The organism is Pseudochryseolinea flava, assembly GCF_003286915.1.
Classification (GTDB): Bacteria; Bacteroidota; Bacteroidia; order Cytophagales; family Cyclobacteriaceae; genus Ohtaekwangia; species Ohtaekwangia flava.
Window position 1 is genome coordinate 13,729 of the sequence record NZ_QMFY01000007.1, and the last position, 14,761, is coordinate 28,489.

Annotated in this window: 9 protein-coding genes; all 9 read left to right on the forward strand. The window is 44.2% G+C overall.

What is annotated here, in order from left to right; all coding sequences use genetic code 11:
* Position 1 precedes the first annotated feature (1 nt).
* The 9 genes from DQQ10_RS14415 to DQQ10_RS14455 all read left to right on the forward strand — a co-directional run bounded on the left by DQQ10_RS14415 (position 2) and on the right by DQQ10_RS14455 (position 14,727).
* The gene (locus DQQ10_RS14415; protein ID WP_112747596.1) at positions 2 to 1,945 is read left to right on the forward strand and encodes an alpha-1,4-glucan--maltose-1-phosphate maltosyltransferase; all 1,944 of its coding nucleotides are present in this window, start codon (positions 2 to 4) and stop codon (positions 1,943 to 1,945) included.
* A gap of 2 nt (positions 1,946 to 1,947) precedes the next feature.
* Positions 1,948 to 5,286, forward strand: coding sequence for a maltose alpha-D-glucosyltransferase (gene treS, locus DQQ10_RS14420; RefSeq protein WP_112747597.1), 3,339 nt, complete (start codon positions 1,948 to 1,950; stop codon positions 5,284 to 5,286).
* 103 nt (positions 5,287 to 5,389) lie between these two features.
* A complete protein-coding gene (gene glgB, locus DQQ10_RS14425; RefSeq protein WP_112747598.1) occupies positions 5,390 to 7,339 on the forward strand; it encodes a 1,4-alpha-glucan branching protein GlgB in 1,950 nt (649 codons plus the stop codon).
* 57 nt (positions 7,340 to 7,396) lie between these two features.
* Entirely contained in the window at positions 7,397 to 9,802 is a 2,406-nt protein-coding gene (locus tag DQQ10_RS14430; RefSeq protein WP_112747599.1) for a DUF3536 domain-containing protein, read from the forward strand.
* 248 nt (positions 9,803 to 10,050) lie between these two features.
* On the forward strand, positions 10,051 to 10,389 hold the full coding sequence (locus DQQ10_RS14435) for a TM2 domain-containing protein (protein WP_112747600.1): 339 nt from the start codon (positions 10,051 to 10,053) through the stop codon (positions 10,387 to 10,389).
* Between the two features lie 11 nt (positions 10,390 to 10,400).
* Entirely contained in the window at positions 10,401 to 10,814 is a 414-nt protein-coding gene (locus DQQ10_RS14440; RefSeq protein WP_112747601.1) for a DUF2752 domain-containing protein, read from the forward strand.
* A 2-nt stretch (positions 10,815 to 10,816) separates the two neighbouring features.
* The gene (locus DQQ10_RS14445) at positions 10,817 to 11,242 is read left to right on the forward strand and encodes a DUF4870 domain-containing protein (RefSeq protein WP_112747602.1); all 426 of its coding nucleotides are present in this window, start codon (positions 10,817 to 10,819) and stop codon (positions 11,240 to 11,242) included.
* A 6-nt stretch (positions 11,243 to 11,248) separates the two neighbouring features.
* Positions 11,249 to 12,031, forward strand: a complete 783-nt coding sequence (locus tag DQQ10_RS14450) for a M48 family metallopeptidase (protein WP_112747603.1) — start codon at positions 11,249 to 11,251, stop codon at positions 12,029 to 12,031.
* Between the two features lie 224 nt (positions 12,032 to 12,255).
* Positions 12,256 to 14,727 (forward strand): InlB B-repeat-containing protein, encoded by a 2,472-nt coding sequence (locus DQQ10_RS14455; RefSeq protein WP_165823938.1) that lies wholly within the window; start codon positions 12,256 to 12,258, stop codon positions 14,725 to 14,727.
* Positions 14,728 to 14,761: the final 34 nt, after the last annotated feature.

Consider the following 14,761-nt stretch of genomic DNA (forward strand, 5'->3'; position numbering starts at 1 on the left):
CATGACAAACAATGGACAGGTTAGGGTAATCATCGAAAATGTACAACCACAAGTTGATGGAGGTTTATACCCATCAAAAAGAACGGTGGGCGAGCGCGTAGATGTAACGGCTGATATTTTCGGTGATGGGCATGATCATATTCGCGCACATTTGCTTTTCAAGAAGGAAGGCGAGAAGCAATGGCGGTCGCATGAACTTCACCACATTGGTAACGACAGTTGGCACGGTTCATTTACAGTGCATGAGAAGGGTTACTATTCATTCACGGTTATTGCTTGGGTAGATCATTTCGAGACATGGTATGATGGCTTTAAGAAAAAAGCAGCCGCTGGTGTTGACGTGAAGGTTGAACTACAAGAAGGTATTCTTTTTCTGAAGAAGTTGTCAGGAGGAAAAATCGACGAGCTTGAAAAAGCTATTAAGGCTTTGGACACCACCTATGAACGCGCCATCGAGTACGTCGTAGATGAACCGTTTGCAAAACTCGTGCACCACTTCCCGTTGATTGAATTTGAAGCACGTTATGAAAAAGAACTGAAGGTTTTTGTCGAACATAAGAAAGCAAACTATTCAACCTGGTACGAACTCTTTCCAAGATCTGCTTCGCTCGATGATAAGCATGGCACTTTCAAAGATGTCATGCGATTGCTCCCACGTATCGAATCGATGGGCTTTGATGTACTCTATCTTCCGCCGATTCATCCAATAGGAAAGCTTAATCGCAAGGGAAAGAACAACGCCGTAACGGCAAAACCGGGAGAGCCTGGATCGCCCTGGGCCATTGGTAGCGACGAAGGAGGACACAAGGCCATTCATCAAGAACTCGGAACACTCGACGATTACAAAATGTTGATCACGCAAGCTAAGAAGCACGGCATCGATATCGCGCTCGATCTCGCATTTCAGTGTGCGCCAGATCATCCTTACGTGAAAGAACATCCGGAGTGGTTTAAACAGCGCCCCGATGGATCAATTCAATACGCAGAAAATCCTCCCAAAAAATATCAAGATATCTATCCTTTCAATTTTGAAACCACGGCGTGGAAAGAATTGTGGGAAGAGTTGAAGTCGGTGATATTCTTTTGGATCGATCAAGGTGTCAAAATTTTCCGCGTCGATAATCCGCATACCAAACCAATTCCGTTTTGGCAGTGGGCAATTGCTGAAGTAAATAAGAAGTATGAGGATATCATCTTTCTGTCTGAGGCATTTACAAAGCCTAAAGTGATGGCGTCATTGGGAAAAATTGGATACACCCAAGGTTACACATACTTTACATGGCGCGTCTCGAAGCACGAGATTATTGAATACATGAATGAACTCGTGAATGGACCTTCACGAAATTATTTCCGTCCGAACTTTTGGTCGAATACACCCGATATTCTACCGTATCATCTGCAGCATCAGGGCGAAAATATTTTTATTATAAGACTCGCGCTTGCAGCAACACTTTCTTCAAGCTACGGCGTGTATGGCCCACCGTATGAGACTTATGAAAATATCCCGGTGCAAGGAAAAGAAGAATATTTCGATTCTGAAAAGTATGAAATTAAGACCTACGATTGGAAGCGTACAAATCGGATGACTGACATTTTTACGTTGATCAATGGCGCGCGAAAAAAACATCCGGCGCTTCAATCAACATGGAATATTCAGTTTTGTCAGATTGAGAATCCTAATCTTATCGCTTACCTAAAAGCAACGGACGACCTATCCGACGTTGTATTGGTTGTTGTGAATCTTGATCCCCATAGTCGTCACTCAGGTTACGTGCAGATTCCGAAGTGGCGATTGAAACTTGGTGACAAAATGAATTTAAAACTTCACGACTTAATGACCGATGAGCATTACACCTGGACGCAAGAATGGAATTACGTGGAGATTGATCCGTTCAGAATGCCCTTCCATTTATTTAAAGTAGATATCCACGAATCCTACATGTAAACATGAACGCGCCATTAAAAAGCGGAGATTCTCAATGGTTTAAAGATGCGATCATCTATGAAGTTGCTGTCCGTGCTTTCAACGATAGCAATGGCGATGGTATAGGCGATTTTCCGGGGTTGATTCAGAAATTGGATTACCTGGAAGACCTTGGTATCAATACCATTTGGCTTTTACCATTCTATCCATCACCGCTCAAAGACGATGGCTTCGACATGACTGATCACACGGATGTCCATCCTGACTACGGGACGCTTTCCGATTTCAAACAATTTCTGAAAGAAGCGCATCGTCGTGGCATACGTGTAATCATCGAACTGATCCTTAATCATACATCCGATCAGCATCCGTGGTTTAAACGTTCGCGTAAAGCAAAAGCCGGGTCACGCTATCGTGACTTATACGTGTGGAGTGATACAGCCGAGAAGTACAAGGATGCGCGCATCATGTTCACCGATGCAGAACCTTCGAATTGGACGTGGGACACCGAAGCGAAAGCTTACTACTGGCATCGATTCTATCGACATCAGCCAGAGTTAAACTTTGAAAACCCGGAAGTGCAGATGGAGACGATTAAAATTGTCGACTTCTGGATGAAGATGGGCGTCGACGGTTTCAGACTTGGATCAGTGGCATTTCTTTTTGAGGAAGAAGGAACAAGCTGCGAGAACTTGCCGCAGACACACGTATTCCTGAAAAAACTGAGAGCGCACATTGATAAATATTATAAAAACAAAGTTCTGATTGCCGAAGCGAACCTTTGGCCTGAAGATGCTGCAACATACTTTGGTGATGGCGACGAATGCCACATGAATTTCAATTTCCCCTTGATGCCAAGGATGTTTCTTGCGCTGCGAACGGAAGACAGTTACCCGATTGTAGACATCATCGAGCAAACGCCTGCGACGCCTGCGAATTGTCAGTGGGTTCTGTTCCTCAGAAATCACGATGAACTCGGTCTTGAGATGGTTACGGAGGAAGAAAAAGATTACTTGCTCAAGGCTTATGCAAACGATGTTCATTCGAAAGTCAATACAGGTATTCGACGTCGGCTAGCACCGATGCTTAATAACGACCGTCGAAAAATTGAACTACTCTATACCATTTTACTTTCGCTGCCAGGCACGCCTGTCATTTACTATGGCGACGAGATTGGTATGGGCGATAACATTTATTTGGGTGATCGCTTTGGTGTGCGCACGCCAATGCAATGGAACATGAATCTTAATGCAGGATTCTCAAACGCCAACCCCCAGCGGCTGTATCTTCCGATCATTACCGATCCGGTCTATCGTCATGAGTCGGTGAATGTATCGACACAAGAGGAAAATCCATCGTCACTATTATGGTGGATGAAACATGTAATCGCAATGCGCAAGCGGCTCAATATTTTTGGGCAAGGCTCTATGAAAGTGATTGAGTCTTCCAATGCAAAGGTTCTTGCATTTGCGCGCACATGGGAAAAGCAACGCATCATTGTTGTGGCTAACCTTTCTCAATTTTCTCAGGCTGCTACATTAAATTTATCGGCTTATAAAGATTGCGACATAACAGAAGCGTTCAGCCAAAATCGCTTCATGAATGTGGAAGAAGGGGAGTACACCATTACCATTGGTCCCTACGGATATTTTTGGTTTCAAGCAGACACAGCCGAGAAGAAAGAAAAGTCGGATGCCAGTGGCGAACTACACTTGCTGAAGACTGACGTTTCATGGGAAAGACTGTTCGATAATTATAATGAGGTGCGAGACTTTGAAAGAAAGATTCTCCCGCCATTTATGAAAAAGTGTCGATGGTTTGGTGGAAAAGCAAAAGTGATTAGCAAGATTGCAATTCATAAAACCATCCCGTTAAAGGTTGAAGGTGATTCTCATTTTCTTACAATCATAGAAGTTCACTACGTTCAACGACTACCAGAATTCTATTTTCTGCCATTGGCATTCGTTCCTTCCGACAGTATTCTCGAACGTGTTGAATACACTGTGCAAAGTGTGGTGTGTCGTGCTGAAATTCAAGGCAAAGCAGGTTTCATTATGGACAGTAGTTATGATAAACTGTTCCGAGATTACCTCTTCCAAGCAATGGAGAAAGAAGTTCGTCTGCGTGATGACGATGGAGGCGAATTGATGTTTAACTCCAGCGTGTATGCAAAGCTCGACAAGAATCGACAAGTTGATTCAAAAATTCTGAAGTCAGATCAAAGCAATACGGCAATCATCTACAATGATAAATTTTTCTTCAAGTTCTATCGTAAGCTAGAGAAAGAGATTAATCCAGATCTTGAGTTGGTACGATTTCTCACCGAACACACAACTTTTAGGAATAGCCCGAAATATGCTGGCAGTGTGGAGTATCATGATGCTGAAGGAAAAACCATCGTGTTTGGGTTGCTCCAAGAGAAAGTTGAAAACCAAGGTGAGGCATGGACGATGTCAGTCGACTCAGTGGGACGTTTTTATGAACGTGTGATGGCAAAAGCAAAAACGATAAAGTTGCCTAAGATGATTAACAAACCTGCCATTCGATTTGAAGAGGCTCCGGAGATCATCCAGGAATTTATCGGCCGGGGATTTTATGAACGGATTGTTCGCTTAGGACAACGCACGGCTGAGATGCACTTGGCCCTGGCAACAGATACGTCAAGTCAACCTTTTGCACCCGAGAACTTTACAGCCAACTATCAACGCTCACTATATTCTTCTCTGCGTAAGCTCGTTCGCGACCGATTTGGTTTGCTGGAAACTACAATGAGCAAACTTAACACTGATGTACAAGCGGTAGGAAAGAAAGTTTTGGCGCTTGAAGACAAAATTCTGGAAGCATTTAGCGAAGTGCATCAAGTTAAAATAAGTGCGCTTAAAACGAGAATACATGGTGACTACCACCTTGGGCAAGTACTATTCACAGGAAATGATTTTGTGATCATTGACTTTGAAGGAGAGCCCGGTTTGTCGTTTAGTGAACGGCGATTGAAGAAAAGTCCTTTGAAAGATGTTGCCGGGATGATGCGATCGATTCATTACGCAGCATTTGGAAAAATATTGTTGAATGAAAATTACCGTGATCGAGACCTTGAGTTTCTCGAATCATGGGGCGACCAATGGCAACACTATGTCACGCGATTCTACCTCGGTGCCTATATGGAAAAGATGGGTATGGGCAACACACTAACACCCGACAATGATGTGTTGATCAGAACATTCCTCCTGGAGAAGGCTATTTATGAACTCGGCTATGAACTAAATGGACGCCCCGATTGGACGATCATTCCGTTGAGAGGAATCTTGTATCTGATGAAAGGATATCAGGAGAAAACGGACAACAAAAAACAGAAGGGTTAAGGAAATATGCCCGGATGTTAACACGTAATAAAAATGACTTTTTAAAACCTTACTGCTTCAATTAACCAGCATAGAAGTAGTAAGTATAACCAGGATACATCACATGAAAAAAAATAACGACACTCCCGAATCATTCAGTCTACTCACGGACTTTGATATTTACTTATTCAAGAGTGGACGACATTATAAGTTGTATGAAAAATTAGGATCGCATGCTGTGCGTGAGAAATCAGGCACTTACTTCGCGGTGTGGGCCCCGAATGCGCGTGAAATTTCTGTGATTGGAAATTTTAACGGTTGGAAAGCCAGCCAACATAAGCTTAGTGCCCGATGGGATCAATCGGGAATATGGGAAGGTTTCTTTGCAGATGTAAAACATGGAGAAGCATACAAATATGCAATTCATTCCAACACAGGTGAATACCTGGAGAAAGCAGATCCCTTTGCATTCTTTGCAGAGAAGCCGCCACAAACGGCGTCGATAGTATGGAAGTCTCACTATGAATGGAAGGATGCACAATGGCTAGAAGAGCGGAAAAGTAATGCAGGCAAACCAAAACCATATTCGGTATACGAAGTACACTTCGGGTCGTGGCGTAAAAAAGTTGAAGAGGATCGATCGCTGACTTATCCAGAAATGGCGCATGAACTCGTCGACTATGTACATGAGCTTGGATTCACGCACGTAGAATTCTTGCCCTTAATGGAGCATCCGTTTTATGGTTCGTGGGGATATCAGTTGACGGGGTACTTTGCGCCAACAAGTCGTTATGGTAGCCCTGAAGATTTTATGTACCTCGTAGATTGTTTTCACCGTGCTGGAATTGGTGTGATCTTGGATTGGGTGCCGTCTCATTTCCCAGGTGATGCGCATGGGTTATACAAATTTGATGGAACGTTCCTCTATGAACACGAGGATCCGCGGAAGGGCTTTCACCCGGATTGGAAGAGTTACATTTTCAACTACGGGCGTAGCGAAGTGAGATCGTTTTTGATTAGCAATGCGCTGTTCTGGCTCGATAGATTTCACATCGATGGATTGCGTGTTGATGCCGTTGCGTCAATGCTTTATCTAGACTACTCGAGGAAGGCCGGAGAGTGGATTCCGAATCATCACGGTGGTAATGAAAACATCGAAGCGATTAGTTTCTTGAAAGAACTAAATGAAGTAGTGTATGCCAACTTTCCGGATGCCATTACCATTGCTGAAGAATCGACGTCATGGACAGGCGTATCGAGACCAACTTATCTTGGCGGATTAGGCTTCGGTCAAAAGTGGATGATGGGTTGGATGCACGATACGTTGCATTACTTTCAACTTGATCCGGTGCATAGAAGGCATCATCAAAATGAAATTACGTTTAGTATCATGTATGCATTCACGGAAAATTTCATGTTGCCGTTGTCGCATGACGAAGTCGTCCATGGAAAAGGATCTTTGCTTGGACGAATGCCTGGCGATGAATGGAAAAAATTCGCCAATCTGCGATTGCTTTACGCATACATGTTTACTCATCCTGGAAGTAAACTGATATTTATGGGCGGCGAATTTGGGCAAAGCGCTGAATGGAATCACGATAAAAGTTTAGATTGGCACCTGCTCGACTACAACGTTCACAAAGGTGTACAAACTGTTATCAAAGATCTCAATGCGCTATATGGTCAAGAGCCTGCGCTATTTCAGTATTCGTTTGAACCGCGTGGATTTCAATGGATAGACTACGGCGATCACGAAAACAGCGTAATTGCTTTCCAGCGACTTGCAGAAAACAAAGAAGATTTGCTTATTGTCATTGGTAACTTTACGCCAGAAGTCAGATATCATTATCGCATAGGGGTACCGTATCGGGGGCAGTGGAAAGAGATTTTTAATTCCGACGATGAGAAATACGCAGGCAGTGGCGTTCGTAATCAAGGACTCATGATGACCTCGCCGGTAAAATATCATAGTCGCGATTATTCAATTTCATTAACGCTACCGCCGCTTGCGCTCGTGGTGCTGAAGCTTGAAAGAGAGCTGAATGAATTTGATCTTAAGAATATTGGAACGTAGGTCATGTACATCAAAGTGTAGCGTGCTTACTGACATCTAAAAACAAAACAGACCGCTTTGGAAAAATATATCTGCATTCATGGACATTTTTATCAGCCACCGCGGGAGAATGCATGGCTAGAAGTCATTGAAGTACAAGATTCAGCACATCCCTATCATGATTGGAATGAGCGGATTACAGCAGAGTGTTATGGCCCGAACACCGCTTCTCGAATCCTGAATGAGAAGGGCGTCATCAAAAATATTATTAACAATTATTCTCGCATCAGTTTCAACTTTGGTCCGACGTTGATGTCATGGATGGAAGCCAATGATCGAGAATCTTATGACGCCATAATTGACGCCGATCGGGAGAGTGTGGCTACATTCAGCGGCCATGGCTCGGCGTTGGCTCAGGTTTACAATCACATCATCCTTCCCCTGGCAAGCACGCGAGATAAAGAAACTCAGATTATCTGGGGAATTCGGGATTTTGAATATCGATTTAATCGAAAGCCCGAAGGAATGTGGCTCGCAGAAACTGCGGTAGATGTTGAGTCGCTCGAGCTCCTCGCGAAACACAATATCAAGTTCACAGTACTCGCCCCGAGACAAGCAAAGGCAGTTCGCAAAATCGGTGAGGATGGTGAGTGGCTGCCGGTAGATACAGGCACGCTCGACACCAAGAAACCATATCGTTATCAGCTTCCTTCAGGCAGCACAATATCCCTATTCTTCTACGACGGCGATATTTCGCAAGGGGTGGCTTTTAGTGGTTTGCTGAACGATGGAAGAAAATTCGCACACCGCTTGATTGATGCTTTTGACCTAGAATCGTCGGAGCCTCAATTAGTACACATTGCCACAGATGGTGAAACGTATGGTCATCATCACAAACACGGCGACATGGCGTTGGCCTATTGCTTGGATTATATCGAGCGCCAAAAGAATTATAGGCTAACAAATTATGGTGAATATCTCGAAAAATTTTCTCCGACATATGAGGCAGAGATTCACGAGAACAGTTCGTGGAGTTGTGTTCATGGCGTAGAGCGTTGGCGCGCTGATTGCGGCTGCAATTCTGGAGGTACACCAGGGTGGCATCAACAGTGGCGAGCTCCGTTGCGTGAAGCGCTGGATTGGCTCAGAGATGAATTAGTTACGCTCTACGAGAACGAGACGTCGAAATTCATCAAAGATCCTTGGAAGGCACGCGACGAGTATATTCACGTTATACTGCGACGCAACGATGACACTATACGCAAGTTCCTCAAAGAACATTGTTATGCCGGCGTTGAACAAAAAAGGGTACTTCGACTAATGGAGGTACAACGTAATGCCTTGCTGATGTATACAAGCTGCGGATGGTTCTTTGATGAGTTATCGGGTATTGAAACCACGCAGATTATGCAGTATGCCTGCAGGTCGATACAATTGATGACGCAGATTTTTCCTGACAACGAGCTTGAGATTAAATTTCTGGACCGCTTGTCGAATGCCCCAAGCAACGTACACGAATTGGAAAACGGAGCGTTGATTTATCATCGTTATGTATTGCCATCGTTAACCAACTTACAGCGTGTTGGTATGCACTATGCAGTTGCTTCTATTTTCGAGGAAGATCCTGAGTCGTTTCCCGTGTTTAACTACACGACGCAGAATGAAATATTTGTTCGCAAGGAGGCTGGGGAACAAAGGATAGCGCTGGGCGTAACGAAGGTAAGATCGAATGTGACGCGTTCTGAAAAACGGTTTGCATTCGCCGTGATCTACATGGGCCAGCATAACATCATCGGCAATATTTCTTTGGATATGGAGGACGATCGTTTTGAGTCTATGCAGTTGCAGATGATCAACGCTTTTGAAGAAGGACGACTTGGTGATATTATATGGCTCATGCAAGCGTACTTTGGTCCAGAGAAGTACACCATATGGCAACTATTCCAGGATGAAAAACGAAAGGTATTTAATCTCATCACGCTGAAAAGTATGCGTGCCCTCGAAGATTCATTTCGAAAGATATACAACAGCGACTACCCATTGGTAAACGCGCTGGCAAACAACGGCCTGCCTATCCCTACAGCATATCGCACGACGTTCGAATATATCCTCAACGCAGATTTGATCCGCTGTTTTGAAGTTGAAAAAATCAACATCAGTAAAGTGGAGCGAATTATGAACGAGTTGGTAAAATGGGATTTGAAAGTAGAGGACACTGGCAAGCTGGAGCGGTTGGCAGGAGAAAGTATTTTCAAGGAATTGAAACGCATCAGTGCCGAGGGGGAGAATCATCGTAGACTCGAGCGGCTAAATCGGTTGTTCCCGCTGCTGCGAAAGTTCAATATCAATCCATACCTGTACAAGACACAGAACCTCTATTTTGAGATCTCCGTCGATAACCGCGAGCACGATGGACATTCTACGGAGTGGTTGAAACATTTCAACGGGCTGGGAGAGAACCTCGGGATAATTGTTGAAGCGTAATACCGTGTCGTGTAATCTAGGGTCGTGGTAACAGTAAATACGGGATGTAAAGCCATTGAAATGCTCAGCCGTGTATGATTTTGATGTAGGTTGCCCGAAATTCTCATGTCGGTGCCTTAAGGAATTATGCATAAACATTTATATTTGATGGCTTTGTCTACGCCTATCTTATCGCTTTCGTTGGTGATCAGTTGGATGACATATTAAGCATTTATACCTTAATTTATTAACCCTATTTAACCACTACTATGGAAGCTCAAAAAGTGGACATGTTCATGATGGCTAATGCCAAATTTTTCGAAAGCCACCACCTCAATTCAATTCGTGATCGCCTCATTGCGTTAGATGATGCAAAGTGGGGCCAAGTTCAAACGTTGCAATTTAAAGATCCTACAACCAGTCTTATCGTGTCTATCATCGCTGGTACACTCGGTATCGATCGTTTTATGATTGGTGATACAGGACTAGGAATTGGTAAGCTACTCACATGTGGTGGTTTTTATGTTTGGGCTATCGTGGATTGGTTCTTGATCCAAGGCGCAACACGTGAGAAGAACTTAGAGAAACTGCAAACAGCAATCTATTAAACTATAACAACATGTTACGAAACAGGAAAAATGTCCATTACCTGTTCGTGATGATAGCATGTACGGCAGGGTATGTTTGGCTCTTCTTTCAACTGTGGAGTGAAGAAAGTTCTGCTGTCGGAGTGTGTATGTTTAAGCACGCTACGGGCATACCCTGTCCTTCTTGTGGCGCTACCAGGTCGGTATTGTCAATACTCGACGGTAAGGTACTTGAAGCTTTATATTGGAATCCCATAGGATTTATCGTTATGTCGATCATGATAGCATGCCCATTATGGATTTGCTTTGACTGGATTACACATCGGGAAACATTCTACAAATTCTATATAGCAGCGGAGAAGCGCTTGCGTCAAAAGAAGGTAGCAATACCATTAGTGTTGCTCATTGTATCAAATTGGATTTGGAATATTTATAAAGACGTTTAATAATGTCAACACCTTTCCCTAACGAACCCGGAGAACACGAAGCGGAACGCGCATCCAATAGTTACCTGATGTCTCTCGTTGCGCACATTGTGGGCCTTCCTTTGCCTATTGTCAATCTTGTAGCAACCTTGATCTTTTTCCTCGGAAATCGAAACGGTACTTATTTCACACGCTGGCACTGCACGCAAGCGCTACTTTCACAAGCTTCACTGTTGTTTGTAAATAGTTATGGTTTTTGGTGGACCATCGGCATCATCTTTCGTGACAACACCGTGACAAATGAGTACATCGCTTATATGATTACCGTATTTCTAATTAACGTCGCTGAAGTAATCGCAACAATGTATGCCGCCATCGTGACGCGTAAGGGCAAGCACGTTGAACTGTGGTTTTATGGGGATATCACAAACGCGATCTGCAAACCTTAAACGTTTATGACAAGAGCATTTTTACAGCTGGCGGCAATGATCGCCGTATTCTTCGGACTTTGGTTTGGGTTAAGCCAAATTGATTGGGTAGGAATTCTGAGGATCGAAAGTGGCAAAGAGGCAACGGAAGAGAAATTAGGTGATTTGTTGTGGGATACATTCAAGCAACAAGATGAAGAGTTAAGGTCCTCTGAAGTTACTTCTAGACTTGATTCATTGATCCAGTTCGTCTGCAAGGAGAATAATATCGATGCAAAAGAAATCAAATTACACGTGCTACAGAATGATGATGTAAACGCTGTAACACTTCCAGATCATCACCTGGTTGTCTATTCGGGCCTGATCAAGGCTTCCGATAGTGAAGCGGAACTTGTCGGTGTGATTTGCCACGAGATCGCGCACATGCAAAAGAATCATGTGATGAAAAAGTTGGTAAAAGAAATTGGTTTGTCTGCACTGATCGGCATGACTAGCGGTGGAAACACAGGCCGTATTATCAAACTCATTTCGTCCTCTGCATATGATCGTGAGTTAGAAACAGAAGCTGATCTCACCGCAGCAGATTACATGCTGAAGGCTGACCTGGACCCTGAGGCACTCGCTAACTTCCTTTACAAACTGTCTTCAGATGACGTCCCGAGTCAAGTATATTGGGTATCTACTCACCCTGAATCAAAGGAACGCGCAAAAGCGATCATCGAATACATTGAAGGAAAGGACATCACCAAAAATCAAATCCTTAGTGCTGACAGCTGGAAAAGTTTGAAAGCTGCCGCCTCGGAGAACTAATCAGCATATTTTTCATATTTCCCGGGAAGTGTGGTTCCCGAATATCGGGTATTTCCAAGGTAATGTTTGGAATTACATATGCGCGCGCATAGATTGAACAATCGTTTGCATTGAACATGATTAAACTTAGCGAACCGGTAGCTAATATGAGGCATAAAGGCCTCTTTTTTTAACGATGTTTGAGCAATCGATTGCATTAATTCACCAAACCTTAACCATTACCTATGAAAAGCGCATGGCTCTTATCGATCCTGTTATTGTTGATGGTATGTTCAACGAATGCCCAGTCAACACTCTATATTTCTCCCAGCGGCTCGGACAGTAATCCGGGTACAATCACTTTCCCAACGACGCTCGCAAAAGCGATTACGCTCGTCTCCGCCGGTGGCACCATTTACGCCCGCGGTGGTACTTATAATCTTTCCGCCACTATCCTCATCGCCCGTGGAAATGATGGCAGCAGTGGGGCGTTAAAAAAGATTTTCGCCTTCAATGGAGAAATTCCTATTCTGAACTTTTCTTCACAAACAGTATCAACGTCCAATCGAGGAATTGTTCTCGATGCCCTCTACTGGCATTTAAAAGGTCTCATTATCGAACGCGCCGGAGATAACGGAATATTACTCTCCGGAAATAACAATATCATCGAATCTTGTGTCTTCCGAAGTAACAATGATAGTGGCTTACAACTGAGCCGTTACAACACATCGTTCAATTCGATTAGTCAATGGCCAGCCGGAAATCTTATTCTGAATTGTGAAGCTTATGATAACAAAGATCCTGACAATGAAGATGCAGATGGATTTGCCGCGAAGCTTACCTGTGGCAATAACAACGTGTTTAGAAACTGTGTTGCTCACCACAACATCGATGATGGCTGGGATCTGTATACAAAGTCGGATACAGGTCCGATTGGTGCCATCCTGTTAGAAAATTGCATCGCGCACAGTAACGGAACACTCACCAGCGGTGGCACGTCGGGCAACGGTGATAAGAACGGATTTAAACTCGGAGGAGAAGATATCGGCGTAAATCACATGGTTCGCCGTTGTATTGCATTTAACAATGGAAAGCACGGCTTTACCTACAATCGAAATTTGGGGACCATCGAAATGACTAACAACACCGCATTCGGTAATACAGAACGTAATTTCAATTTTGACGGCGGTACTTCGATTTTCAAAAACAACCTCTCGTTTTATACGTCGAGTCATACGAACGATAAATTTATCGGTACGGCGAGTGGTGCAACGAATGCGTTTTGGGTAAACAACGCGTCGTCAAATTTTTCGGTGACAGCTGGCGATTTTGTTACGTTAACACCAGGTTCAAACACATCACCAACGTCTAATGGTTTTTTGAATCTTGCATCCGGATCAGATCTTATCAACGCAGGTGTTGCCTCCTCTGGCATAAGCTACAATGGGTCGGCACCTGACATCGGTGCTGTCGAATCGGGAGGAACGACACCATCAACGTATACCCTTACCGTTGCGTCGTCACCGTCGAATGGCGGTGTGGTAACGCGAAGTCCAAATAGTACGGCGTATGCAGCGGGCACGGTTGTAACACTCACGGCACAGCCAGCCTCAGGCTACGTTTTCTCGGGATGGAGCGGCGCGGCATCAGGCAATGCTAATCCTATAACAGTTACCATGAATTCGAATCTCACCATTACCGCGACGTTCACGACTACCAACAATCCAGGTGCAATCAATTTAAATGCGACGGCAGGAGATGCGCAAGTGTCATTAAGTTGGACAGTAGCCAACGTTACATTGACAGGTCAGGAGGTCTACCGTGATACTGATTCAGACCCCACTGGACGAGTTCGTATTGCTACACCGTCAACAACTGCGCGCGCATACACAGATATGACGGCAGTGAATGGCACAACCTATTTCTATTGGATAAAAGGTGTCGATGCAACGACAACATATAACTCGAATGTAGCACAAGCAACCCCGCAAGGGCAAGGCACAGGGGCAACGATTAGGCTTGAAGAGTCGGCGACACCAACGTCCGGATATTGCAGCGCGGAGGGATCACGACAGAGTAGCTATGCAGGTGCCAATAACGGATACTATATCAACATCTCAAACTCAACCGCGAAGGGCATTAACTGGCGCGTGAGTAGTGCTGGCGGAACGTGTACACTCGTGTGGCGTTATGCGAATGCGGGATCCTCAAGTTCAACGACTGCGAAAGTGCTCGTCAACGGTGCGACAGCAGTAGCGAGTGTATCATTTCCAAAAACAACTTCTTGGACAACTTGGGTAACCACCAGTGCGACCGTTGTGTTGACTTCAGGCATCAACACCATTCGTTTGGAAACGACAAGTGGAAATGAGTTTGCAAATATCGATTGGATGGAGGTTACTGGAAATAGCTTAAGTGCTGCATCGTGTGGAAATGCGAGACCAGCTACTGATGAATTTTCGACCGAGAATGAAATGGTCGTATACCCGAATCCGTCCGAGGGAAATTTTTATTTGTCATTCGATTTACAGTCACCAGGGAATGTTGACATCGTAACCATGAACCTGCTCGGGCAACGTCTTCAATCTGACCGTAAATATTTTGCACACGCAGGAAGGCACGCTGTAAACTTTGATCTTTCAGCGTGCAAAGGTATTCACCTAATCGTTATTAATGATGGCTTTACGAAACGTGTCACTAAAGTTTTCTTGAAATAAATTTGTATCAGTAACAAAAAAGGACAGCTCGTCA